Annotated in this window: 22 protein-coding genes; 11 read left to right on the plus strand and 11 right to left on the minus strand. The window is 67.2% G+C overall.

Features of this window, described 5'->3' with window-relative positions:
- Positions 1-38: 38 nt before the first annotated feature.
- The 3 genes from A4249_RS00625 to nadC are packed head-to-tail and all read left to right on the plus strand — an operon-like array spanning position 39 to position 3,264.
- Positions 39-899: a metalloprotease gene (locus A4249_RS00625; RefSeq protein WP_066549918.1), complete on the plus strand. Its 861-nt coding sequence runs from the start codon at positions 39-41 to the stop codon at positions 897-899.
- A complete protein-coding gene (locus tag A4249_RS00630; RefSeq protein WP_066549921.1) occupies positions 896-2,410 on the plus strand; it encodes an L-aspartate oxidase in 1,515 nt (504 codons plus the stop codon). The genes A4249_RS00625 and A4249_RS00630 overlap by 4 nt, the downstream gene beginning before the upstream one ends.
- Complete coding sequence (gene nadC / locus A4249_RS00635; protein WP_066549924.1) at positions 2,407-3,264, plus strand: carboxylating nicotinate-nucleotide diphosphorylase; 858 nt, start codon at positions 2,407-2,409, stop codon at positions 3,262-3,264. The genes A4249_RS00630 and nadC overlap by 4 nt, the downstream gene beginning before the upstream one ends.
- A 21-nt stretch (positions 3,265-3,285) precedes the next feature.
- Here nadC and A4249_RS00640 read toward each other — a convergent pair whose 3' ends face one another.
- On the minus strand, positions 3,286-4,410 hold the full coding sequence (locus A4249_RS00640) for a cell wall hydrolase (protein ID WP_082853989.1): 1,125 nt from the start codon (positions 4,408-4,410) through the stop codon (positions 3,286-3,288).
- A gap of 448 nt (positions 4,411-4,858) precedes the next feature.
- Here A4249_RS00640 and A4249_RS00645 point away from each other — a divergent pair, with 448 nt between their 5' ends.
- Positions 4,859-5,044 (plus strand): hypothetical protein, encoded by a 186-nt coding sequence (locus tag A4249_RS00645; RefSeq protein WP_066549928.1) that lies wholly within the window; start codon positions 4,859-4,861, stop codon positions 5,042-5,044.
- Positions 5,045-5,290: 246 nt separating this feature from the next.
- On the plus strand, positions 5,291-5,647 hold the full coding sequence (locus A4249_RS00650; RefSeq protein WP_055752926.1) for a DUF6481 family protein: 357 nt from the start codon (positions 5,291-5,293) through the stop codon (positions 5,645-5,647).
- Positions 5,648-5,726: 79 nt separating this feature from the next.
- Here A4249_RS00650 and A4249_RS00655 read toward each other — a convergent pair whose 3' ends face one another.
- A complete protein-coding gene (locus A4249_RS00655) occupies positions 5,727-8,966 on the minus strand; it encodes a PAS domain S-box protein (RefSeq protein WP_231868737.1) in 3,240 nt (1,079 codons plus the stop codon).
- Between the two features lie 235 nt (positions 8,967-9,201).
- On the opposite strand from A4249_RS00655, the gene A4249_RS00660 reads away from it, so the two are divergent.
- The 4 genes from A4249_RS00660 (at position 9,202) to A4249_RS00675 (ending at position 13,902) form a co-directional block, all read left to right on the plus strand.
- Entirely contained in the window at positions 9,202-10,383 is a 1,182-nt protein-coding gene (locus tag A4249_RS00660) for a cell wall hydrolase (RefSeq protein WP_066549932.1), read from the plus strand.
- A 79-nt stretch (positions 10,384-10,462) separates the two neighbouring features.
- Positions 10,463-12,400 (plus strand): PAS domain-containing protein, encoded by a 1,938-nt coding sequence (locus A4249_RS00665; protein WP_231868738.1) that lies wholly within the window; start codon positions 10,463-10,465, stop codon positions 12,398-12,400.
- A 63-nt stretch (positions 12,401-12,463) separates the two neighbouring features.
- On the plus strand, positions 12,464-12,871 hold the full coding sequence (locus A4249_RS00670) for a response regulator (protein ID WP_066549933.1): 408 nt from the start codon (positions 12,464-12,466) through the stop codon (positions 12,869-12,871).
- A 71-nt stretch (positions 12,872-12,942) separates the two neighbouring features.
- The gene (locus A4249_RS00675; RefSeq protein ID WP_156494565.1) at positions 12,943-13,902 is read left to right on the plus strand and encodes an aldo/keto reductase; all 960 of its coding nucleotides are present in this window, start codon (positions 12,943-12,945) and stop codon (positions 13,900-13,902) included.
- Between the two features lie 16 nt (positions 13,903-13,918).
- On the opposite strand, the gene trxB is transcribed toward A4249_RS00675, so the two are convergent.
- Positions 13,919-14,926: a thioredoxin-disulfide reductase gene (gene trxB / locus A4249_RS00680; RefSeq protein WP_066549935.1), complete on the minus strand. Its 1,008-nt coding sequence runs from the start codon at positions 14,924-14,926 to the stop codon at positions 13,919-13,921.
- Between the two features lie 69 nt (positions 14,927-14,995).
- Between trxB and A4249_RS00685 the strand changes: the two genes are divergently transcribed.
- A complete protein-coding gene (locus A4249_RS00685) occupies positions 14,996-15,286 on the plus strand; it encodes a hypothetical protein (protein WP_066549938.1) in 291 nt (96 codons plus the stop codon).
- Positions 15,287-15,410: 124 nt separating this feature from the next.
- On the opposite strand, the gene A4249_RS00690 is transcribed toward A4249_RS00685, so the two are convergent.
- The 5 genes from A4249_RS00690 to A4249_RS00710 all read right to left on the minus strand — a co-directional run bounded on the left by A4249_RS00690 (position 15,411) and on the right by A4249_RS00710 (position 18,209).
- Positions 15,411-16,391, minus strand: coding sequence for a mitochondrial fission ELM1 family protein (locus tag A4249_RS00690; RefSeq protein WP_066549940.1), 981 nt, complete (start codon positions 16,389-16,391; stop codon positions 15,411-15,413).
- Between the two features lie 5 nt (positions 16,392-16,396).
- Positions 16,397-16,870 (minus strand): transcription elongation factor GreA, encoded by a 474-nt coding sequence (greA, locus tag A4249_RS00695; protein WP_055752933.1) that lies wholly within the window; start codon positions 16,868-16,870, stop codon positions 16,397-16,399.
- 147 nt (positions 16,871-17,017) lie between these two features.
- The gene (locus A4249_RS00700; RefSeq protein WP_055806048.1) at positions 17,018-17,218 is read right to left on the minus strand and encodes a hypothetical protein; all 201 of its coding nucleotides are present in this window, start codon (positions 17,216-17,218) and stop codon (positions 17,018-17,020) included.
- 54 nt (positions 17,219-17,272) lie between these two features.
- A complete protein-coding gene (locus A4249_RS00705; RefSeq protein WP_066549942.1) occupies positions 17,273-17,938 on the minus strand; it encodes a glutathione S-transferase family protein in 666 nt (221 codons plus the stop codon).
- A 70-nt stretch (positions 17,939-18,008) separates the two neighbouring features.
- Entirely contained in the window at positions 18,009-18,209 is a 201-nt protein-coding gene (locus A4249_RS00710) for a hypothetical protein (RefSeq protein WP_055752936.1), read from the minus strand.
- Between the two features lie 128 nt (positions 18,210-18,337).
- Here A4249_RS00710 and A4249_RS00715 point away from each other — a divergent pair, with 128 nt between their 5' ends.
- Positions 18,338-19,636 carry a dicarboxylate/amino acid:cation symporter gene (locus A4249_RS00715; protein ID WP_066549945.1) on the plus strand — a complete coding sequence of 433 codons (1,299 nt, stop codon included), beginning with the start codon at positions 18,338-18,340 and terminating at the stop codon, positions 19,634-19,636.
- On the opposite strand, the gene A4249_RS00720 is transcribed toward A4249_RS00715, so the two are convergent.
- From A4249_RS00720 to A4249_RS00730, 3 genes are all read right to left on the minus strand, one after another.
- Positions 19,626-19,904, minus strand: coding sequence for a DUF1294 domain-containing protein (locus tag A4249_RS00720; protein WP_066549948.1), 279 nt, complete (start codon positions 19,902-19,904; stop codon positions 19,626-19,628). The two genes, A4249_RS00715 and A4249_RS00720, sit on opposite strands and share 11 nt — an antisense overlap.
- 70 nt (positions 19,905-19,974) lie before the next feature.
- Positions 19,975-23,274 (minus strand): carbamoyl-phosphate synthase large subunit, encoded by a 3,300-nt coding sequence (carB, locus tag A4249_RS00725; protein ID WP_066549952.1) that lies wholly within the window; start codon positions 23,272-23,274, stop codon positions 19,975-19,977.
- Between the two features lie 25 nt (positions 23,275-23,299).
- On the minus strand, positions 23,300-23,617 hold the full coding sequence (locus A4249_RS00730; RefSeq protein ID WP_231868739.1) for a ribonuclease E inhibitor RraB: 318 nt from the start codon (positions 23,615-23,617) through the stop codon (positions 23,300-23,302).
- Between the last annotated feature and the right edge of the window lie 46 nt (positions 23,618-23,663).

Below are 23,663 nucleotides of genomic sequence, written 5' to 3' on the forward strand. Positions count from 1 at the left end.
CCGGCGACGGGACGGTCGTCCGCGCCCATCTGGACGCCATGAGCAACACAGACACCACAGATCAGACGCCTGGCCGTACGCCGGGACCTTGGGACGCCAAGCCCGAAGCGACATCGGCGCGTGAAACCGCGCCGACGCCGGCAGCCGAAGCGCCGGTCGAGAAGGACCAGAGCCTGGTGTGGGCGCTGCTATCCACGGCGTTGATGGGCGGCTTCCTGTGGTGGATCACGGGCAGCGCCATCGTGGCGGGCGCGGTGCTGATCGGGCTGTTCGTCCATGAGGCGGGTCACGCTCTGGTGATGAACAAGCTCGGCATGGGGCCGGCCCGCATCTACATTATCCCCTTCCTGGGCGGCCTGGCAAAGGCGCGGCGGGAGCCGAAAAGCGAGTGGGACGGGGTTCTCGTGTCGTTGGCCGGACCGGCCTTCGGCCTGCTGGCCATGATCCCGTTCGTCGGGGTCTGGATGGTTCTGGGGCAGGGAGAGTGGCTGATGGGCGCCTTCTTCATCGCCATGCTCAATCTGGTGAACCTCGTGCCGGCGCCGCCTCTGGACGGGTCCAAGGCTCTGGGCCCGGTGCTGACGCGTGTGCATCCGCGTCTGGAGCAGATCGTGCTGCTGGTCATCGGCGTGGCGGTGGTCTGGTGGGGGCTGACGACCGGGCGGTTCATTCTGGCCGCCTTTCTGGCTCTATCGGTGTTCAGCCATTTGAAGCGCGGCGTCTGGCGTGCGGCCTGGGGAACGCTGAGCTGGCCCGAGGCGGGCAAGAGCTTGGCCCTCTATCTGCTGACCCTCGCGATCTGCGCGGCGGCGGCCGTCGGCGCCTTGATGCCGATGACCGGGGGCGATCCGGCCGGCGCGGTGCAGTTCGGCCTCAACTATTTGGGCTTTGGACGATGAACCGAACGCGGCACGATGGACCTCTGATCGTCGGGGCGGGGCTGGCGGGGCTGTCGGCTGCGCTTGAGGCGGCGAAGGCTGGGGCCAAGGTTCTGGTCGTGACGCCCGAGCCGTTGCTGAACGCCTGTTCGTCCGCGTGGGCGCAGGGCGGGATGGCGGCGGCGCTGACAGGGCAGGACTCGGCCGCATTGCACGCCAAGGATACCGAGGCGGCGGGCGCGGGTCTGGTCGAGCCGGTCGCGGCGCGCGCCCTGACCGAAGCCGGGCGCGAGACGGTCGAGTGGTTGGCGGCCTTGGGCGCGCCGTTCGACCGGGATGCGGACGGCGGCTTTGTGGTCAGTCTGGAGGCGGCTCATTCCGTTCCTCGCGTGGCCCGGGTCGGCGGCGACGGCGCTGGCCGAGCCATCCTGTCTGCTGTCGTTGCGGCGGTGCGGGCTGAAAAGTTGATCGAGGTCTGGGACGACGCGCGGCTGAAGGCCCTGTCGCAGGATGCCGACGGCCGAGTGGTCGGGGCGATGGTCGTGCGCGGCGACCGCCTGGTCGAGATCACGGCGACGGCGGTGGTGTTGGCCACGGGCGGGGCGGGCGGTCTGTTCGCAGCGACCACGACCCCGGCGGCGTTGAAGGGCGAGGGGATGGCCCTTGCCGCGCGCGCCGGCGCGGAAATCCTCGATCCCGAGTTCGTACAATTCCACCCGACGGCTATCGACGTGGGACTGGACCCCACGCCGCTGGCGACCGAGGCTTTGCGGGGCGAGGGCGCGCGGCTGATCGATGGTCAGGGGCGCTTTCTATTGGGCGAGGCGGACGACGCCGATCTGAAACCGCGCGACGTGGTGGCGCGGGCGGTCCATGCGGCGCGCGCCGACGGGCGAGGGGCCTTTCTGGATGCGCGGGCAGCGATCGGGGGCGAGTTTCCTCACGCGTTTCCCGCCGTCTTCGCCGCCTGCATGCGCGCCGGGCTGGACCCACGCATCAGTCCGATCCCGGTGATGGCGGCGTGCCACTATCATATGGGCGGGACCGCCGCCGACGCGGACGGCCGTACGACGGTTGCGGGCCTTTATGCGGTCGGGGAGTGCGCGGCGACCGGCGTGCACGGCGCCAACCGGCTGGCGTCCAACTCTCTGCTGGAAGCGGCGGCCTTCGGTCGGCGCGCGGGCCGGTCGGCGGCCCAGGAAGTCGGCGGCGGCCGCGCGTTGGCGGCTGATATCTCGCCTGACCTGCCGGATGCGGCGATGGCCGAACTGCGGACCGCCATGACGGCGCATGCGGGTGTGGTGCGTGATGCGGAGGGACTACAGACCCTCATCTCCCTGATTGACCGGCTGCAGAGCCAGCACGGGCCGGCGGCCGTCCTGTTGGCGGCGAGGCTCATTGCCCAGGCGGCTCTGGACCGGCGCGAGAGCAGGGGCGGGCACTACCGCTCGGACTATCCGCAGACGGACGGGGTCGCTGTGCATACGCGGGTGCGGATGCCATACCCGGCGGCGTTGGAGGCGGCGGAATGAGACGACTTCCAGACGTTCTGATCGAGCCTGTCGTACGCCTGGCGCTGGCCGAGGATCTGGGTCGGGCCGGCGACATGACCGCCATTGCCTGCATCCCTGAGGGTGCGCGGATGAAGGCGGCCTTTTCGGCCAGAAAGCCCGGCGTGCTCGCGGGCATCGACTGCGTGCGCTTGGCCGTGCTGGCCATGGACCCCAAGGCCTCGGTCGATCTGCGGCTGAGAGACGGCGACGCCTTCGAGGCCGGCGACGTGCTGGCGGTGGTGGAGGCTGACGCGCGCGCCTTCCTGTCGGCCGAGCGGACAGCGCTCAATCTGGTCGGACGGCTCAGCGGCGTGGCGACTCTAACGCGCACCTATGTCGAAGCCGTCGCCGGGACCAAGGCGCGGATCGCGGATACGCGCAAGACCACGCCAGGCCTGCGCGCGCTGGAGAAGCACGCCGTGGCCTGCGGCGGCGGTATCAACCATCGCTTCGGGCTGGATGACGCCATCCTGATCAAGGACAACCACGTCGTTGTCTGCGGCGGCGTCGCCGAGGCGGTGCGGCGGGCCAAGGCCTTCGCCCCGCATTTGATGAAGGTCGAGGTCGAGGTCGATGGGCTGGATCAACTGGGCGCCGTATTGGCCCTGATCGACGAGGGCGCGGCGCCCGATGTCATCATGGTGGACAACTTCAGCCTCGACGACCTGTGCGCCGCCGTGGCGCGCGTCGCAGGGCGGATCGTGCTTGAGGCCTCGGGCGGGGTCGATCTGACAACCGTGCGCGGCATCGCCGAGACGGGGGTGGACGTCATCTCGGTCGGCGCCCTGACCCATTCGGCGCCGGTTCTGGATATCGGCCTGGACGCGCTCTGACGGCCTCCAGGCCTCCGCCGATCAAGCGGGGCTGGAGGCCGTTTCGGCGACGTCGGTCTTGGCCGAGGTCTCGTTCGCCCGCGCAGGGCGGGAAGCCGGTTGGGACACGGCGGCGCGCGTGGCGGCAGGCGAGGACGTCGTCGACTGGGCCGCCGGCGCGGGCAGGGCGCGGCCTTCCTGCGCCAGCACCATCGAATAGGCGACCGCTTGTCCGGCTTGGCGCGCGGTTTCGACCGGGTTTAGGCCGGCCTGGATCAGGCGCGGCTGGTCCGCCGGCGCCGCGCGACGGGCGGCGTAGGTGAAGGTCCCGCCGGTGCTTGAACGGCCGCCGAAGCGATAGAACAGATGGCTGCCGACCTGGCTGACCTGCACAAGCGACGAACGCCAGCCCGGCGTCACGGCTGTGGTGTGGAAGTGGGTCGCATTGCCGACGCGCGAGAAGACCGACCCCGACATGGCGTTCGAGGCTACGGTCTTGGCGCGGTTCCAGGCGGCCTGGTTGACGCGGCCGCGCATCGCGCCCGAGCAGGTGAAGGAGAACTGGCAACCGGTGCTGCGCGCCGCGCCTTGGAAGACGACGCCGCAGACGGTCTTGGGGAAGGCGGGGTGGCGCACGCGGTTCAGGACGACCTGGGCCACGGCCTTCATGCCGTCGGCGCCCTCGCCGCGGGCTTCATAATAGACGGCCTGGGTCAGGCAATCGAGATCGCGGCTGGCGTCCAGGGCGTTGGCGACGCGGAACGCGGGCGCGGCGGTCGGTGCTGTCAGGCTGGCGCGGCGAAGGTTGGGGTCGCCCGGCGCACGGAGTTGTTCGAGACGGGCGGCCAGCAGTTCGGCCTGGCGATCGCGCTGGGCCGAGCCCGCGCTGGTGTAGGGATCGTGTCGACGCGCGATGGTCAGGGCGCTGGCGTCGAGGCCGCCGGCGGCGGCGGCGAGAGCTTCTTCCGTGAAACCGGCGGCGGTGGCGCCTTGAATCCGTTCGGCCTGGGCGCGCAGCGTCGTCGCGCGCGCCGTCGTGCCGCCCAGATAGGCGCATCCGATCGCCAGTCCCAACAGACCGCCAAAGGCTGCAGCAGCCGTCATGGGCTTGATCTTGGCCACACGATCGGCGCGCAAAATGGCGCGCGTCTGCGAGGAATGCGACAACGAGATAGTCCTGTTCAGCAGGGCGAGAAACGCGGCCCCCGGGGTAGTCTTGCCGGCGAGGCGACCCATTGCGGTCGCGGTCCAGCCTGCAAATTCCGGCGCTCGGCTCAGTGGCCCGGGCGTCGAGGACGGGCCTTTAGCCAGCCTTTTATGGCCTCAATGTGTTCGATTCGCAATCCGATGGTTAACGCATCGGATTCGGTAGGTATTTTTCAGTCGCGGCGACCCGTGTGGCTGCAAAACGGCAAGACTGGATAAATCTATAGGCCGAATACTGTATCCATCAACTGTTGAACTTGTTATGTCTATATATGCTGCATCGCAGCAAACTAAATGGAGCGAACAAAGCTGTTTAGAATTGTGGCGGTGGTTGTCGGCGCAACTAGACCCCAAGCCAGGAACCGCTATGCCGCGTTCGCGTTCAAGCGTGGCCTTTGGAGAGAAGCTCATGACGAAAATCATCACCCTGACTGCGGCCGCTGCGGCGGCGTTCGCCCTGTCTGCCTGCGGCGCGACCATCGAACAGAAGGCCGCCAGCGGCGCTATCGCGGGCGCGGTCGTCGGCGGGCCGGTCGGCGCCGCCGTGGGCGGTGCTGCTGGGACGGCTGTCGGCCAGGCGCAAAAGCCGAACTAAGACCGCCTCGATCGACGCACGCTCTTATCGCCGCGCTTGCGATCAGGGCTGCGTCGCCTATCTGAACGAAGTGTTGCGGCCACGCCGCCGCGACGCCCCAAATGACGCATCAAGCCGATTTGCGGGCTGCGAACCTTGATTTTCGCGCGCTTATCGGCTTTGTGCGCCCCGCTTCGGGCCGTGCGTGGCGCAGCCTGACCCCCGACGACCGCCCTGGTCGCTCACAAGGAACCCTGACGCTTTCGCATGAAAGATCTGAAGACCGGATTCTCCGACCGCATTACCGCCCAGCAAGAGGCCAAGAAGGCCCTGCTCGCCAAATTCAAGCCCAAGGCCGCCGCGCCCGATCCCGAGTTCGAGCGTCTGGCTGAAAAGCGCGCCGCCGAAAAGGAAGCTCTGCGTCAGCAGCACGAACTAGCCAAGGCCGAGCAGCGTCGTGAAAAGGCTGAAAAGGAAGCCGCTCGTCTGGCCGCCGAACTCGCCGCTCAGGAAGAGATCGACGCCGAAAAGCGCGCCGACCGCAAGGCGCGCAAGCAGCTAACCAAGGAAGAGCAGAAGGCCAAGCGCGACGCGCGTTACGCCGCCCGCAAGGCCCGCCGCTAAATCCAGCTGCAGCTCCAAATAGATCGACGCGTCGCATTGCTGCGGCGCGTTTTTCTTTGGCCGTCAGTTCCCTTGTTAGTTAGTTCGTCGTCGCGGCGCTGAGGCGTTCCAGCAGAGCACGCAACTGGTCCGACGAATAGGGTTTGCGCAGCAGGGGCCAGACCGTGTCGGCCAGCACCGCATCCACGTCCTCGCCGACGTAGCCCGAGGTCAGCGCGATCCGCAGATCCGGCCAGCGCGCCGCCGCCTCGCGCGCCAAATCGATCCCGCTCATGCCGCCGGGCATCACAACGTCGGTCAGCATCAGGTCGAAGTCGTCGGCTTGAAGGAACTTCAGCGCATCGTCGCCCGTCTCGGCCCAGTCGACCTCCAGCCCGAAACCTTCCAGGATTTCGAGCGCGATGGCGGCGACGCCCGCGTCGTCCTCCACCAGCAACATCCGCCCGCCCTCGACCAAGGGGGCGCCATCGGCGGCGACCAGGTTCGACGTCATCGCGGCGTCTTCCGCCGACAGGGGCGGCAGGAAGATGCAGATCTCGGCCCCGCGCCCCGGCTCGGAGATGATCTGGACGCCGCCGCCGGATTGGCGCGCGAACCCATAGACCTGGCTCAGCCCCAGGCCCGTCCCCTTGCCGACGCCCTTGGTGGTGAAGAAGGGTTCGAACACTCGGTCGCGGATGTCCGGCGACATGCCTTCGCCGTTGTCGGCGACGCTGACGCAGACATAGTCGCCCGCCGCCAGTTCGGCGATCTGTCCGGCCTCGACGGTGCAGGCCCGCGTCTGCACGGTGATGCGGGCCTGGCGGCCCTTGGCCCCGGTCACATCGCCCAGGGCGTCGCGCGCATTGACGATCAGGTTCAGCAGCGCGGCTTCGAACTGGGCCGGATCGACATTGGCGGGCGCGCCGCCACGCTTCAGCTTGACCTTGAAGTCCACGGCCTCGCCGACGGCCCGACGCAGCAGCGGTTCGCTCTCGCGGATCAGGGCGTTCAGATCGATCGGCTCGGGCCGCAGAGCCTGACGACGCGAGAAGGCCAGCAACTGATGCGTCAGGCTCTCACCCCGACGCGCCGCCGCCAACGCCGCCTCGCCCAGCTTCTTACGCTTGGCCGCGTCCTCGCTGCGCAGGATGATGTCCAACGCCCCGATCACGACGGTCAGCAGATTGTTGAAGTCGTGCGCGACCCCGCCGGTGAGCCGCCCGACCGCCTCCATCCGCTGGGCATGGACCAGTTGCGCCTCGGCCTGAGCCTTTTCGATCAGGGCCTCGTCGACCCGTTCTTCCAGCAGTTCATTGATGCGTTTCAGGTCGTCTTCGGCCCGCTTGGCGTCGGTCACATCTAGACAGGCGCCGACATAGCCCTGGAAAAGGCCCGAGGCGTCGAAGCGCGGCACGCCTTCAGTCCGCAGCCAGCGCGGGCCGAGCGTTGGATGATTGATCCGCGTCAGCGCCTCGAACCGATCCCGGGCCTCGAAGGCGCGCATGAAGGCGGCGGCGAAGACCCCCTCGTCGTCCGGATGGATCAGTCGCCTCCAACTGTCGGGCAGATGCGCGTCCGCCTCGACGCCGAAGAAGGTGCGATAACGCCTGTTGGCGAACACCATCTGCGCGGCGTCGTCGCTCATCCAGATCAGGGCGGGCGCGCTGTCGGCGACCGTGCGGAAGCGGTTCTCGGATTCTTCTAGGCGCGCCTGGGCCGTACGCATGTCCGTCACGTCGAACGCCACGCCCACGAAGCCGACGACCTCCTGGCCCGCCAGACGGGGACGGGAGAAGGACTTCAGCCAGCGCCATTCGCCATCGTGACGGCGATAGCGCGCCTCCATCGAAAAGGGCTCGCGCGTCGCTTCCCCGTTAATCGATTCCGCCAGGATGCGCGCCTGATCTTCGGGATGCAGCGCGCTGCGCCAATCCAGGTTGAGCACGGTCTGATAGTCTGAGCCGTGGAAATCGACATAGGCGCGGTTCACGAAGGCGCGCGTGCGATCCTGTTTGGTGACCCAGATCAGCACCGGCGCGGTGTCGGCGATGGCGCGGAACCGCTGTTCGCTCTCACGGGTCTCGTTTTCCGCGCGGGCGCGCTCGACCTCGGCCCAGGTGCGCGCCGCGACTTCTTCGACAAGGCTGACCTCGGCCTCGGTCCAGTCGCGCGGTGTCGCCGAATGGACATAGAGAAACGCGCGCAAACGTCCGGTGCGGATCAGCGGTGCGCGCACCAGGGCGCGGGTCTGGATGGCGTCGAAGGCGTCGGCGACCGCCGCCGTGCGAGGGTCCTCGCGCACATCTGAAATCTGGATGGTGCGGCCTTCATTCAGGTCCGAGATCAGACCTTCGCCAAAGGCGTTCAGGCTGAACTGTCCCTGGGCACTCTCGACGCCGGCGGTCCAGTCGCGGCTCATGGACACGACGCCCGCCGACTGATCGACCTCGCCATAGCCGACCCGGTCGACGTCCAGCAGCGCGCCAAGCGTGCTCTCCACGTCGGCCATGATGTCTTCGGGATCGGTCAGGTCGCGGAGCCGGTCGCTGAGGTCGAGCAGGAACGCCTGACGTCGCGCGGCGCGCGCCGCCGCATCCAGCGCCTCACGGGTTTCGGTCACATCGAACGAAATGCCGGCATAGCCGACGAAGGCGCCTTGCCCATCGAAGCGCGGCCGCACGACGGCCCGCATCCAGCGCCAGACGCCGTCCTGCCCCTGAACGCGCGCCTCCATCTGAAACGGCTTGCGATCAGCGGCGCCGGCCTTCTCGGCCGCCTTTACGGTCTCCAGATCGTCGGGGTGGACGGCGGTCTTCCAGCCGCCTTCGCGCAACGCCTCGATGTCCAGTCCATGCAGGGTGAAGACGGCGGCGTTGACGAACTCGAACTCGCCCTTGGCGTCCAGCAGCCAGATCGGCGAGGGGGCGGTATCGGCCAGTTCGCGGAACCGGGTCTCGCTTTCACTCAGCCGCGACAGGGCCTTGCGGAGCGACGCCCCCACCGCCGCGATGAACAGGCCGACGAGAACGAAGTTCCAAGTCGCCGCACCACCGATGGCGTCAAGCACGCCATCCCGGCCGGTCGCCGTCAGCGCGACGATCGCCCAGCCGCCGCCGGTGCACACCGCCAGCGCCGTCAAGGCTCCGGTCCAGCCGGCCGCCAGAGCCGCCAGGGTCACCGCCGGCAACAGGATGGTGAAGCCGGTCACCTCGCCATACAGCGGCGACGCCGCCGCACGGATCGCCAAACCCGCGAGGGCGACGCCGATCCCGATCAAAAGGCGATGCGTCGGCGAGGCCGTCGACAGGCGCGCCAGGCCGATCAGCCAGCGATCCATGACCGCGATCCGCCGTTTCGATCCGCCTGCGCTCATATCGTCGGTTCGCCCCACCAGCGACGCGTTTGCCTCGCTGGAACATAGTTTTACACCTTGCGTTTGGGGCGACCACCCCTGACGCGCAGGGGGTTTGATAACGGCGGTCGTCGTGACGCCGGAAAATGGCCTATAAGTCGGACTAGACGCGCGATCTCAGCGAAAGGCCGGTGCGCCGATCGCGGCTATTGGACCCTGAATGACCCGGTTGCCCTGGAAGACGATGTGGAAGGCGCTGCGGCGTTCGGCGGCGGCCTTGCCCGCAGCCGGCGCGGTGCTGGGCGTCGCCATGGCGGCGGGGTCCAGCGTGCGGCCCGATATGGATCGGACTGCTGAGGCGGTTTCGCGCATCACTGGCGGCGACCTCGGTGCGGGCGGATTGGCCGCGATCAAGGGGCGACTGACGCCGTCACAGCTGGCCGTCGCCATGCGGCATGATCCCAACCTTCTGCAGCCGGCTCTCTACGGGCTGACGCCAGGCTGGGAGAGTTTGACGCTGGCCGGAAAGCCAGGTCTGGAATCGGGCAAGAGCGGCCTTGAGGCCCAACGTCTGAACGCGGCCATGGCGCCCGCGTCCGGCGCGCTGCGTCCCGCCTTGCCGTTCGTGTTCAAGGGCAGCGCCGAGGATCGCAGGCGGGCTTTGCGCTGCCTGACCCAGGCGGTCTATTATGAGGCGGCGCTTGAGCCGGACAACGGCCAGGCGGGCGTGGCGCAGGTGGTCCTGAACCGCGTGCGCGATCCGAATTACGCCAGCACCGTCTGCGGCGTGGTGTTCGAGGGCGCCGAACGCGTCACCGGCTGTCAGTTCAGCTTCACCTGCGACGGTTCTCTGGGCCAGGCGCCGGTCGGCTGGGCTTGGGAGCGGGCGCGCAAGGTGGCGGAGCGTGCGCTGAACGGCGCCGTGGCTCAGGAGGTGGGGACCGCCACACACTATCACGCCGACTATGTGCATCCCTGGTGGGCGCCGACGGTGGCCAAGGTGACGCAAATCGGCGCGCACATCTTCTATCGCTGGAAGGGCGTCTATGGCGAAACGGCCGCCTTCCGCAAAACCTACAATGGGCGCGAGCCGGCGATCGACGAGGCGCGTTTCTCGCGTCCGCGCATGACGATCGCGGCCGGCTCTGCAACCGGCGGCGCCGATCCCGACGCTCCGCTGAAAGACGCGCCGTTGAAGACGGTCGAGATCCATGGTCAGCAGCGGGTCGTCGGCGTGGTCAGCCTGGGCGGTCGCCGCCTGCCGACGCGTGATGAAGTCGCCGCCATCAACGCGCGCCTGAACGCTCTGGAGCGGCCAGCATCGTCGACCAAACCCGCCGACACGGCGCCCACAGGCGTCACGACAATGGATGTGGAGGAAGTCGGTCGCCCCGCGAACTGACATCCTGCATTGCAACGCTTCGCCACTCCAAGCATTGATGTCGATGGCCGGACCTGACCGGCCCAGCGAGGACGCCTGCTTGACCCACCCCGAAGTCGATTGTCCGAGGTGGGACGAAGCCGACCGTCTGAAGGCCCTGACAAGCTACGGCGTCCTGGACACGACGCCCGAAGGGTCGTTCGACGATCTGGCGTCGCTCGCCGCGCGCATCTGTGAAGCGCCTATGGCCGCCTTCAGTCTGGTCGATTCCCAGCGTCAGTGGTTCAAGTCCGAGGTCGGTCTGGGCGTGCGCGAAACGCCGCGGCCGCTGTCGTTCTGCGCCCACGCCATGCTGGGCGACGACGTCATGGTCATCCCCGACGCGACGCAGGATGACCGCTTCATCGACAATGACCTGGTGACGGACGCGCCGCACATCCGCTTCTATGCCGGCTATCCGCTGAGGACGCCCGACGGCGTGCCGCTGGGCGCCTTGTGCGTGCTGGACGACACGCCGCGCCCGCAAGGTCTGACCGAGCTTCAGCTGATGGCGCTCAAGACCCTGGCGCAACAGGTGATGACGCAACTGGAGCTGCGTCGCGCCCTGTTGGACCGGGACCTCAGCGACCGCACCGCGCGGTTGGCGATGGAGGCCTCGGCCTATGTGGGGGCTTGGGACTGGGACATTCCTGAGAACCGCGTGATCGCCGACGAACGCTTTGCGCGGATGTATGGCGTGGATCCCGAAGCGGCGCGCGAGGGCGCGGCCATCGAGGTTTTCACCTCCAGCGTCCATCCCGACGACGCCGAGCGGGTCGCCGACGAAATTGACCAAGCCATGACGGGCGACGGCGCCTTCGTCAGCGAATATCGTTTGGGCCAGAGCGATGACGTGCGTTGGATTCTGGCGCGCGGTCAGGTCTATTTCGACGCGGAGGGTAAGCCGATCCGCTTCCCCGGCGTCGCGGTGGACATCACCGAACGCAAGACCATCGAGACAGACCTCGCCGAAACCGCCGTGGCCCTGAGCGAAAGCGAGAGTCGGTTTCGGGTGTTGGCTGACGCCATGCCGCAGATGGTGTGGTCCACCCTGCCGGACGGTTTTCACGACTACTACAATGCGCGCTGGTACGAATTCACGGGCGTGCCCCTGGGCTCGACGGATGGCGAGGGCTGGAACGACATGTTCCATGCCGACGACCGCGAACGGGCGTGGACCGTGTGGCGCAACTCGCTGGAAACCGGCGAGCCCTATGAGATCGAATACCGGCTGAAGCATCACAGCGGCGTCTATCGCTGGACCCTGGGCCGCGCGGTGGCGATCCGCGACGAGGCGGGCGAGATCACCCGCTGGTTCGGCACCCTGACCGATATCGACGAGTTGAAGAGGCTGGAGCAAGGCCGCGAGCTGGTCAGCCAGGAGCTGAGCCACCGGATCAAGAACATCTTCGCCGTCGTCACCGCCCTGGTCGCCCTGTCGGCGCGCCAGTATCCGGAGGCCAAGGCGTTTTCGGCCTCGCTGCGCACGCGCATCGCCGCCCTGGCCCGGGCGCATGAGTTCGTGCGGCCGCACACCGAGACGTCCAAGACCACGATCGGGGCGACGACCCTGCATTCCTTCCTGTCCGACCTGTTCAAGGCCTATGCGGACGAGACGGGCGGTTCACGCGTCGTCATCCGCGGCGAGGACGCCGTGTTCGACGATCAGGCAGCGACCTCCGTGGCCTTGCTGTTCCATGAATTGGCGACCAACGCCGCCAAATACGGCGCGCTATCCGAGCGTGGCGGCGTGGTCACGCTGACGACGGAACGGCAGGAAGACCGCTTCGTCCTGACCTGGTCGGAAACGGGCGGTCCGGTCATCCAGGGCATGCCGCAACGCACCGGCTTCGGCTCGTCCCTGGCCAGCCTTTCAGTCGAGGGACAACTCGGCGGGCGGTTGTCGCGCGAGTGGCGGCCGGAGGGGCTCCAGGTGGTCGTGGACCTGCCGGCGACGGCCCTGTCGAGGCGCCGCGCGGCAGGCGGATATTCAAATTAGTCTTCTATTGAAACCTATCCCTCACACTGACGTTACGTACGCTCCCGAGCACTGATTGAACCCATGACTGCGCGTATCCTCATCATCGAAGACGAAGCTCTCGTTGCGATGGAGCTCAGGTTCGTCCTGGAGGATCTCGGTCACGAGGTTCTGGGCGTCGCCGCGACCGCACAGGCCGCGCGCGATCTGGTGAGCGAGAATGACGTTGATCTGGCGCTGGTCGATATCCACCTTTCCGATGGTCCTACAGGGATCAACCTGGGTCGCGAACTGGGTCAGGATATGGGCGTCTCCGTCCTGTTCATGACGGCGAACCCCGGCATGGTGCGAGACGGCGTCGCCGGCACCATCGGCGTCTTGTCCAAACCGACAGACGAACATGCAGTGCAAACGGCTGTGGATTACGCTCTTCGTCGTCGCCAGGGGCAGCCGGTCGATTACGCGCCCCCGGGTCTTCAACTCTTCGCCTGACCGCCGCCGAGGCGGTTGCGGTCGCCGCCATGCGGCATATGTCGAGGCCTCCCTACAAGGAGACCTCCCCCATGACGACCCTGACCAAACGCAAGCTCGGCTCCAGCGACCTGGACATCGCCCCCCTGGTGTTCGGCGGCAACGTCTTCGGCTGGACGGCGGACGAGGCGACCTCCTTCGCCCTGCTGGACGCCTTCGTCGAGGCCGGTTTCGACGCCATCGACACCGCCGACGCCTATTCGCGCTGGGTTCCGGGCCACTCCGGCGGCGAAAGCGAGACGATCATCGGCAAGTGGCTGAAGGCGCGCGGCCGGCGCGACGACGTCAAGATCCTCACCAAGGTCGGATCGGACATGGGACAGGGCCACAACGACCTGTCGCCAGCCTGGATCGAGACGGCGGTCGAGGCGTCGCTGCGCCGGCTGCAGACCGACTATATCGACCTGTATCAGACCCACTGGCCCGATCCGAAGACACCGCAGGAGGAGACGCTGCGCGCGCTGGATAAGCTGGTGCAGGCCGGCAAGGTGCGCGCCATCGGCACGTCCAACCATTCGGCCGAACAGGTGTCCGAAGCTCTGGATATTTCGCAGCGCGAGATTTTGGCCGCCTATGCGACGATCCAGCCGCATTACAACCTCTACAGCCGCGACACCTTCGAGGGCGAACTTCAGGACCTGGCCGTCGAACAGGGCCTGGGCGTCATCACCTACTTCAGCCTGGAGAGCGGTTTCCTGACCGGCAAATACAAAAGCGTCGATCAGATCGCCGGGACCAAGCGCGAGGGAATGCTGAAGGACAAGTTCGACGTGCGCGGCGTGCGTATCCTGGCGGTCCTGGACGCCGTGGCCCAGAAGGCCGAGGCCACCTCGGCCCAGGTCGCCTTGGCCTGGCTGCTGGCCCAGCCGGGCGTGACGGCCCCGATTGTAAGCGCGACCTCGACCGAACAGCTGGCCGACACGCTGAAGGCGGCGACCCTGATGCTGTCGGACGAGGACGTGGCGGAACTGATGGAGGCGAGCGCCTACTGATCGCGCAGGATCGGGGTCACCAGACCCCGATCTTCTCCGCCTCGGCGTGGCTGATGGGGTTGTGGGCCTTGGCGTGGTCTTCCTCGGCGAGGAAGCGGCTGACTTCCAGGGCGGCCATACAGCCCATGCCGGCGGCGGTGACGGCCTGGCGATAGACGTCGTCGGTCACGTCGCCGGCGGCCCAGACACCTTCGATCTCGGTCGAGGCCGTGCCGGGCTTCACCCGCAGATAGCCGCCGGCGTTGGTCTCCAACTGGCCCTTAAACAGTTCCGACGACGGGGCGTGGCCGATGGCGATGAAGACGCCGTCGGCGGGGATTTCCCGGGTCGAGCCGTCCTGGACATTCTTCAGCCGAACGCCGGTGACATTTTTGGCCATGCCGTCCACGACGCCGACAATCTCCTCGATCGCCGAGTTCCAGATCACCTCCACCTTGGGGTGGGCGAACAGCCGGTCCTGGAGGATCTTCTCGGCGCGGAATTCGTCGCGACGGTGAACGACCGTGACCTTGGAGGCGAAGTTGGTCAGGAACAGCGCCTCTTCGACGGCGGTGTTGCCGCCGCCGACGACCACGACTTCCTTGCCGCGATAGAAGAAGCCGTCGCAGGTGGCGCAGGCCGAGACGCCGAAGCCCTGATAGGCGGCCTCGCTCTCCAGCCCCAGCCATTTGGCCTGGGCGCCCGTGGAGATGATGATGGTCTCGGCCAGCATCTCTTCGCCGCTGTCCAGCTTCAGGCGGAACGGGCGTTGCGACAGGTCGGCGGAGACCACGATGTCGTGGATGACTTCGGTCCCGACATGCAGGGCCTGGGCCTGCATCTGCTCCATCAGCCAGGGGCCCTGGATGGTGTCGGCGAAGCCGGGATAGTTCTCGACGTCGGTGGTGATGGTCAGCTGGCCGCCGGGCTGAATGCCGGCGATGACGACGGGGTTCAGCGAGGCGCGGGCGGCGTAGATGGCGGCAGTCCAGCCGGCGGGGCCGGAGCCGATGATGGCGACGCGAACGGTACGAGCTTGGGTCATGGCCCCTATTTAGGCGGTGATTCCCGTTTGCGCGATGCTAGTCTCGCCTGACACGCAGGGGAGATGGGGATGACGAACAAGAACGCAGCCTTCCTGCCGATCGGGATCGGCATGGGCTTGTCGATCGGCGTGGCGCTGGGCGTGGCCCTAGACAATGTCGGCCTAGGTCTCGCGCTGGGCACGGCCATCGGATCGGGCTTTGGCGTGGCCCTGATGAGCGCGGCGAACGCCAAGGCCAAGAAGAGCGGCGGGTCGGACGGCGGCGCGGTTCTGCCGTCGTCGGATACGTCGCAGCACAGCGGCTCAGACTGCAGCGGGGACAGCGGCTGTGACGGTAGCGGCGGTGGCGGCGGCGACTGAAAAGGCCACTCCAGAATCTGTTAGTGCACTTTCGTGCAGATTTTTGTGAGCCGTTCTTTGAAAATCTCCTGATGACGGTCGTCACCATGGGGCATGACGGCGTCAGGAACGGATGTGGGTCTCGCTATCGCGTCTGCATCGCTTCCAGGACGGCGCGCGCGGCGCGGTCGGTTTCGGCCAGCGGGTCGTAGGTCCAGCCTTCCAGCGCGCCGTCGAACGGACGGGTTGCGCCGCGCGATTGCAGGTCGTCGTACAGGCGAGCGAACTTGTCGCCGGCCTTCAGCGGGATCATCGGCAGGACGTGGACCGGCTTGCCGGTCGAGGCGGCCTCGGCGGCCATGTTGGCGCTGTCCTCGGTGACCAGGATGTGGTCGGCGAAATGCAGGAAGCCGAACAGAGGGTTGTCGCCTGTCCCGTCCCAGATCCAGCCCGGCAGGTCCGACAGCCGAGCGGTCATGACGGCCTTCGCCGCGTCGGGCGTGCGACGTGAGAAGGTCAGCATCAGTGCGCCGCCAGATGCTCGCACGGCGTCCGCGATCTGGTCGGCCAGGTCCGCCGCATGGGCCTCGGTCAGGTCGAAAGCCTTGGACTTGCCGCCGATCAGCACGGCGATACGCGGATGGGGCAGGGGGGCGATCCGGTCGGCGAAGAGCGGCGCGGCCTCGGCGATCCGCTGCGGTGTGATGCGGTGGGGTGAGCCGGTGATTTCGAAGACATTGTCGCCCGACAGACCGTCATGGGCGGGCGCGACGATCAGGTCGTAGCGATCGTCGGCCCAGCGTGGATCCTGGGTCTGGACGACGAAGGTCTTGCCGCCGCTCCAGGCCTTGACGCGGGTCGACAGCGGCAGGGTCGCACGACCCGTGGCGATCCACAGATCGGGCCAGGGGGCGGTCAACGGCGCGGACGCCAGCATGGCAGGAATCTTTAACGCCGACGGCAGGCGGTCGAAGATCGGCCGCCAGCGGGTATGTTTGATCGTAACCTCGGCCGGGGTCAGGCGCTGGACGGCCTCGGCGAGACCCAGCGCCTGATTCTCGATGCCGGCGCGGCCGTCGGAGACGACCCAGATGGAAAGGGGCTGCGCGGACGCTGCCCCAGCCACCGCTATTACTTCCACTCGACCTTGAGGATCTCGTAGGCCTTCACGCCGCCGGGGGTGTTGACCTCCACGACGTCGCCGACCTCCTTGGAAATCATGGCGCGCGCGATCGGCGAGGCGATCGAGATCTTGCCCTTCTTCACATCGGCTTCGTGTTCGCCGACGATCTGATAGGTGGCCTCTTCCTCGGTGTCCTCGTCCACCACGGTGACCGTGGCGCCGAACTTGACCTGACTGCCGGACAGTTTGGACACGTCGATGACCTGGGCGCGGCTGATCTTGTCCTCGATCTCGGCGATCTGGCCTTCGATCCAGCCCTGACGCTCCTTGGCGGCGTGGTATTCGGCGTTTTCGGACAGGTCGCCGTGCTCACGCGCCTCGGAAATGGCGGCGATCACGCTCGGCCTTTCGACCGACTTCAATTGCTTCAGTTGATCGTCGAGGGCACGGTAGCCCTCGCCCGTCATCGGCACTTTTTCCATTTGTGTCGTGATTTTTCTGGTTCGCCCGGAGACTGGAAAGACGCGAGATAAGCACACAAAAGGCCGCGGGGCGGGCGCGGCCGGGCATCAAGACTAGGGTTTCTCGCTCAGGAATTCAAGAGCGCGATGCCCGCGCCGGTTGACCGCTCAAGCGCGGGCCGGCGGTTCGGGCTTGTGGTCGCGGCGCAGGACGCCCTTTATGAGGCTGTAGGCCAGCCAACCGACGGCGGCGAGGCCGGCGAGCATGAACAGGCCGGAAATCAGGGCGGCTCCTGCCGCCATGAAGGCGAGGACGAAGGCGACGGCCGCAGCCAATCCGGCGACGATCTGAATGGTTTGAAGGCGCATGAGACCTTAACGCCCTCGACCACGGCGGGTTGCGCCGCCGCGATCACGATCCGATCACGCGTAGCTGTAGGGACCGCCGCGTTCGAGCGCGCGTTGATAGGCAGGCCGCGCGTGGATGCGGTTCAAGAAGGCCTTCAGATGAGGTTTGGTCTCGGCATTGAAGGCGCGGTCGGCACCGGCCTCGACTGGAAAGCTCATCATGATGTCGGCGGCGGTGAACTGATCGCCCGCGAACCATTCCGAGCGGCCCAGTTCGTCCTCCCAGAAGCCGACATGGGTGCGCAGCTGTGGATCGACGAAACTGGTGATCGCCTTGTTGGCGACGCCATTGACGATCGGCTTCAGCAGGGCCGGCGCACGGCGTGGGAGCATGCTGAACACTAGCTTCAGCAGCAAAGGGGGCATGGCCGACCCCTCGGCATAGTGCAGCCAATAGGTGAAACGACGGCCGTCCTCGGTTCCCGCCGCCGGACGCAGCCGGCCCTGACCATAGGTATCGAGCAGATATTCGACGATGGCCCCGGTCTCTGCGACCTTGACCGCGCCGTCCTCGATGACCGGCGACTTGCCCAGCGGATGGATCGCCAGCAGTTCGGGGGGCGCCAGCCGGTTTCCAGGGTTTCGTTCGTAGCGCACGACCTCATAGTCCAGGCCCAGCTCTTCGAGTAGCCACAGGACGCGTTGCGAGCGGCTGTCGTTCAGATGGTGGACTTTGATCATGGGTCGGCTCCGGGCGGCGAGGCGTGACTATTCGCAACGCCGCCCCAGAAGTCGAGCGGCGATTGCGGCCTCAGCGCGGGCGGCGGCCGCTCCAGCGTCCGCGGGGTTGCGGCGCGACCTTGGGCTTGGCGCCTTCGCGGCGGTTGCGCCAGACCTCATAGGCCAGGGTCGCCAGAGCCAGTTTGCCGGCGTGACGACCGGCGACGCGGCGGCCGCCCTTGGAGAGCAGCAGGCTGCCGATCAACGGGACGAGTTTGTTCAGACGGGACATGATTGAGTTCCTTTCGTCGTCCCAACGCGCCGTGCGTGATCGGGGTTCGCCCTGCGACGACATGAACTGTCAGCGACCCACAGAAGGTTTGGCGCGCGCGACGCGCCGAGCGGTGCTAGCGCTAGGGCATGAGCCAATCCCGCATCGCCGCCTTCTTCACCTCTCTGAGCTTTTTCGTCATCGCCGCCCTGGTCGCCGGCGTCGTCGTCGGCGCCCTGGCGCAAGGGTCGCAGGCCGCCTGGCTGACCGGCGCCTTGGGCGTGGTCGAGAGCCTGGGCCAGGTGTGGCTGAACGCCCTGCGCATGACCGTCATTCCCCTGGTGTTCAGCCTGCTGGTGACCGGCATCGTCTCCATCGCCGATGCGGCGGCGACGGGCCGGATCGCGGTGCGGTCGCTGGTGGTGTTCGCGGTGCTGCTGGTCGGGGCGACGATCTATGCGATCCTTGCGGGCCTGGGCCTGCTGGCGGTCTGGCCGATCGATCCGGAGGCGGGGCGTGGCCTGCTGGCGGGCGTCAGCGCCGAATCCTTGGCGACCGTGGGCGAGGCGGCGCGCACCGACGGCCTGCGCGCCTTCCTGGCCAGTCTGGCGCCGGCCAATGTCATCAAGGCGGCGTCCGACGACGGGGTGCTGGCGGTGGTGGTCTTCGCCGTCGCCTTCGGCTTCGCCGCGACGCGGATCAAGGCCGAGCTGCGACGGCCCCTGGCCGGCTTCTTCGAGGCGGTGGCCGAGACCATGGTGGTCATCGTCCACTGGGTGCTGCTGGCCGCGCCTTTCGGTGTGTTCGCTTTGGCGCTAGGCGTGGGTTTGCGTGCGGGCCTCGGGGTGGCGGGGACGCTGGCCCATTATGTCGCCATCGTCTGCCTCAGCCAGATTGGGCTGATCCTGATCATCTATGTCGTGGCGATTGTGTGGGGGCGGATTTCGCTGGCCCGTTTCGCGCGCGCCGTGGCCCCGGCCCAGGTGGTCGCCGTCTCGACCCAGTCGTCGCTGGCCAGCCTGCCGGTCATGATCGAGCGCGCGCGCGACTGGCTGGGCGTGCCCCAGACCTCCGCCGGCCTCGTTCTGCCGCTGGCGGTGGCGGTGTTCCGCATCACCAGCCCGGTCGCGAACCTGGCGGTCTGCCTCTATGTCGCGCAGTTGCACGGGGTGGAGTTGGGGCTCGGCGTGCTGATCGCCGGCGGTCTGACGGCCATCGCCGTGTCCATCGCCTCGGTCGGTTTGCCGGGCCAGGTCAGCTTCTTCGCCGCCATCGGCCCCATTTGTCTGGCCATGGGCCTGCCGCTGGGGGTGCTGCCGCTGCTGCTGGCGGTCGAGGTCATCCCCGACATCTTCCGCACCGTCGGCAATGTCACCGCCGACCTGGCCGCAACCCGGATCGTGGCGGGCGAAGATGGGGCGGGCGAAGACGGTCGCGCTACAGAATGACCCAGGCGGCGCCGCCCGCCAGCAGGATAACGTGGAGCAGGACGACCAGGCCGAACTGCGTCCTGAACGGCTCCTTGCGGGTCTTGTGGCGCAGGATGTGCTGACCCATCCAGGCGCCCAGACCGCCGATCAGGTCGAACAGGAGCAGCGTCGATTCCGGCGTGCGCCACAGGCCGGCCTTGGCGCGCTGCTTGTCCCTGGCGAAGGCGATAAACCCTAGGACTTCGCCGCACAGAATGGCGATCAGGGCGAGGTCGAGATTGGACATCGGCGTGGCTCCGGCGTTCGGCCGCTACAACCTTGCGGCGTGCGGCCGAAAACCGGAGATTTCGTCAACGTCAGGCGTAGTCCTGGATCGCCCGCACATCCAGGTCGCCGGCCTTGATGGCGCCGATGGCCTGGGCCGCCGCCAGGGCCCCGGCTGTGGTGGTGTAGTAGGGCATCTTCATCATCAGGGCGGTGCGGCGCAGCGAGAAGCTGTCCTGCAGCGACTGCTTGCCCGATGTGGTGTTGAAGACCAGCTGGACCTCACCGTTCTTCATCGCGTCCACGATGTGCGGGCGGCCTTCCAGCACCTTCTTGACCAGCTTCACCTCCAGCCCCTGTTCGACCAGATAGGCGTGGGTGCCGCCGGTGGCCATCAGGCTGAAGCCTTCGGCCAGCAGCGTCCGGGCGGCGTCGACGATGAAGGGCTTGTCCTCATCCTTGACCGAAATGAAGGCGCAGCCCGAGGTCGGAAGGGTGGTGCCGCCGCCGATCTGGGACTTGGCGAAGGCGCGGGCGAAGGCGGGGGCCATGTCGGCCTCTCCCGGCCGCTTGAAGTCCAGCCCCATGACCTCGCCGGTCGAGCGCATTTCCGGGCCCAGGACGGTGTCCACCCCGGCGAAACGGGCGAACGGGAAGACCGCTTCCTTGACGGCGATATGGTCGTAGGGCTTGTCCGTCAGCCCGAACGACTTCAGCGGCACGCCAGCCATGACCTTGGCGGCGATGGAGGCGATAGGCTGGCCGATGGTCTTGGCCACGAAGGGCGCCGTGCGGCTGGCGCGCGGATTGACTTCCAGCACAAAGATGCGCGGGTTTTCGCTGTGCGGCTCCTCGATGGCGAACTGCACGTTCATCAGGCCGCGCACCTTCAGGGCCTTGGCCATTTCGGTGGTCTGACGCTTCAGCTCGTCCACGATCTCGGGCCGCAGCGAGAAGGGCGGCATGGAGCAGGCGCTGTCGCCCGAGTGCACGCCGGCTTCCTCGATATGTTCCAGAACGCCGGCGACGAAGACCGTCTCGTCGTCGCACAGGGCGTCGACGTCCACCTCGGTGGCGCGGTTCAGATAGTGGTCGATCAGGACCGGATCGTCGCCCGAGACGCGCATCGCCTCGTGGACGTAGCGGTCCAGTTGCTCGCGGTCGTGGACGATCATCATGCCGCGTCCGCCCAGAACGTAGGAGGGGCGCAGGACGACGGGATAGCCGACCTCCTCGGCCGTCTGCGCGGCCTCTTCGGCCGAACGGGCCAGGCCGTTGGGCGGCTGGCGCAGGCCAATGCCCTCCAGCATCTGCTGGAAGCGTTCGCGATCCTCGGCCAGGTCGATGGAGTCGACGCTGGTGCCCAGGACCGGAATGTCATCCTCCTGCAGGGCGTGGGCCAGTTTCAGCGGGGTCTGGCCGCCGAACTGGACGACGCAGCCGATCAGGTCGCCGTTCGAGCGCTCGACCTCGATCAGCTCCAGCACGTCCTCGGCCGTCAGCGGCTCGAAATACAGGCGGTCGGAGGTGTCGTAGTCGGTCGAGACGGTTTCGGGGTTGCAGTTGACCATGATGCTCTCGACGCCGATCTGGCCGAACGCAAAGGCTGCGTGGCAGCAGCAGTAGTCGAACTCGATGCCCTGGCCGATCCGGTTCGGACCGCCGCCCAGGATGATGGCCTTCTTCTTGTTCGTCGGCTCCGACTCGCACTCGGGAATTTGGCCGAGCGCGCCGGTCTCATAGGTCGAATACATATAGGCGGTGGCGCTGGCGAACTCGGCGGCGCAGGTGTCGATCCGCTTGAACACCGGGCGGACGTTCAGGCCGCGACGGGCGGTCCGGACGGATTTTTCGCTCTGGCCGGTCAGTTGCGCCAGACGGGCGTCTGAGAAGCCCTTGGACTTCAGGCGGCGGAACTCGGTCGGGTCGGTCGGCAGGCCCTTGACCCGCACATGGCCTTCCTCGCGCACGATGTCGGCGATCTGGCGCAGGAACCAGGGTTCGTAGGAACAGGCGGCGTTGACCTCCTCGACCGTCAGGCCGTGGCGGAAGGCCTGGGCGATGACGCGGATACGGTCGGGGGTCGGAACGCCCAGGGCACGCACGACGGCGCCGCGGGCCGTAGCGTCGTCTTCGGCGCCGGCCACACCTTCAATCTCGATCTCGTCGAAGCCCGACAGGCCGGTCTCCAGCCCGCGAAGCGCCTTCTGCATCGATTCCTGGAAGGTGCGGCCGATGGCCATCACCTCGCCCACCGACTTCATCGAGGTGCCCAGCAGGGGCTCCGAGCCCGGGTATTTCTCAAAGGCGAAGCGCGGGATCTTGGTGACGACATAGTCGATCGACGGCTCGAAGCTGGCCGGCGTCACCTGGGTGATGTCGTTGGTCAGTTCGTCCAGGGTGTAGCCGACCGCCAGACGCGCCGCGACCTTGGCGATGGGGAAGCCGGTGGCCTTGGACGCAAGGGCCGACGAGCGCGACACGCGCGGGTTCATCTCGATCACGACCATGCGGCCGTCGGCGGGGTTGATCGCCCACTGGACGTTCGAGCCGCCCGTCTCGACGCCGATCTCGCGCAGCACATTGATCGAGCCCGTCCGCATCCGCTGATATTCCTTGTCGGTCAGCGTCAGGGCAGGGGCGACAGTGATGGAATCGCCGGTGTGGACCCCCATCGGGTCGACGTTCTCGATCGAGCAGATGATGATGCAGTTGTCCGCGGTGTCGCGGACGACCTCCATCTCATATTCCTTCCAGCCCAGGACCGATTCCTCGATCAGCACCTCGGTGGTCGGCGACAGGTCCAGCCCGCGCAGGACGATCTCCTCGAACTCCTCGCGGTTGAAGGCGATGCCGCCGCCTGTGCCGGCTAGGGTGAAGGACGGGCGGATCACGGCGGGCAGGCCGACGAACTCCAGCCCCTCCAGCGCTTCTTCCATCGAATGGGCGGCCTTGGAGCGGGGCGATTCCAGGCCCAGCTTGTCCATCGCGTCGCGGAACTTCTGGCGGTCCTCGGCCTTGTCGATCACCTCGGCCTTGGCGCCGATCATCTCGACGCCGTGCTTGGCCAGCGCGCCGGATTCATGCAGGGCCAGGGCGGTGTTCAGCGCGGTCTGGCCGCCCATGGTCGGCAGCAGGGCGTCGGGCTTTTCCTTGACGATGATCTTCTCGACCATCTCGGGCGTGATCGGCTCGATATAGGTGGCGTCGGCCACCTCCGGGTCGGTCATGATGGTGGCGGGGTTCGAGTTGACCAGGATGACCCGATACCCTTCAGCCTTCAGCGCCTTGCAGGCCTGAACGCCGGAATAGTCGAACTCGCACGCCTGGCCGATGACGATCGGGCCGGCGCCGATGATGAGGATGGACTTGATGTCTGTGCGCTTGGGCATCGCCAGCTCTTCTTCTTATTGAACGCTAGTGGGTCACGACCGCGCATTCCCAGCCGTCATACTCCAGCTGGAAGGCCGCGGCCCAGGTCTGCATCATGGCCGAGACGGGCGCGAAACTGACCGCATCGACCGCCATGGTGGTTTCGAGAATCGTCATGTCGCCCTCGCCACGGGCGATGAAGCCCGCCCGTCGCGCCACCTCGCACAGGTCGCCGTGCGCGTCCTCGTCGCCGAGGAAGAAGAACAGCGTATGGCGCGGCGTCACGCCGCTGTCGCCCTGTTCGGCCAGCGCCGCGCGCACCATGGCGTCGCGTTCGTCATGACAGATGTCCGAGGCGTCCAAGGGAGTGCGTCGTCCTTCGTTCTCTACGCGCGCGAGAAGCCCCCGC

It is taken from the genome of Brevundimonas sp. GW460-12-10-14-LB2, from assembly GCF_001636925.1.
Classification (GTDB): Bacteria; Pseudomonadota; Alphaproteobacteria; order Caulobacterales; family Caulobacteraceae; genus Brevundimonas; species Brevundimonas vesicularis.